The sequence below is a fragment of the Metabacillus sp. YM-086 genome, from assembly GCF_048059995.1.
GTDB lineage: Bacteria > Bacillota > Bacilli > Bacillales > Bacillaceae > Metabacillus > Metabacillus litoralis_B.
In genome coordinates this window covers 1-536 of record NZ_JBLUOI010000194.1, presented here as the reverse complement: position 1 = coordinate 536, position 536 = coordinate 1, and the positions used below count along the sequence as shown (strand labels likewise).

Sequence of the window (536 nt, the reverse complement as noted above, 5' to 3'; positions counted from 1 at the left end):
AAAAAACATTCATGATCTTTCGCTCTCAACCCAGGAATGAAAATAGAGTTCTCATCCCATAATGTTGATACCGCAAACAGTGAGTATATAACGTGGTCTTTATTGGTGGTTCGACCCTGTACAAAAAACTGTTGGAATGAATTTGGTGTACAACCCATTGTTAGCTCCCTATGTCTAGGATGACTACGAACAGAAAAATGTTTAATTTCAAATTCATTCCACTGTCTGTGGAATAATTTTATGAAGGTGAATAAGGTGGAAACTTTACACAAACGTTGTGCTGGTTTGGATGTTCACTCAGAAACCATTGTGGCTTGTGTATTACTAGGTGATTCAGAAGCTGAATTGGAAAGAGTAATTGAAACTTTCCCAACATTAACGAAGGATTTATTTCGTCTGCTTAAATGGTTAGAAGAAAAAGAAGTCACTCACATTGCGATGGAGAGTACGGGAGTTTATTGGAAACCAGTTTACAACATCTTAGAAGATTTTTTTGATATTACTTTGGCTAATGCACAAAGGATTAAAAACGTTCC

The 536-nt window shown here is 36.2% G+C and carries 1 protein-coding gene; it reads left to right on the top strand.

Features of this window, described 5'->3' with window-relative positions:
• Window positions 1-255: 255 nt before the first annotated feature.
• On the top strand, window positions 256-536 hold a 281-nt coding region (locus tag ACEWK1_RS27760), incomplete at its 3' end, for an IS110 family transposase (RefSeq protein WP_416636899.1).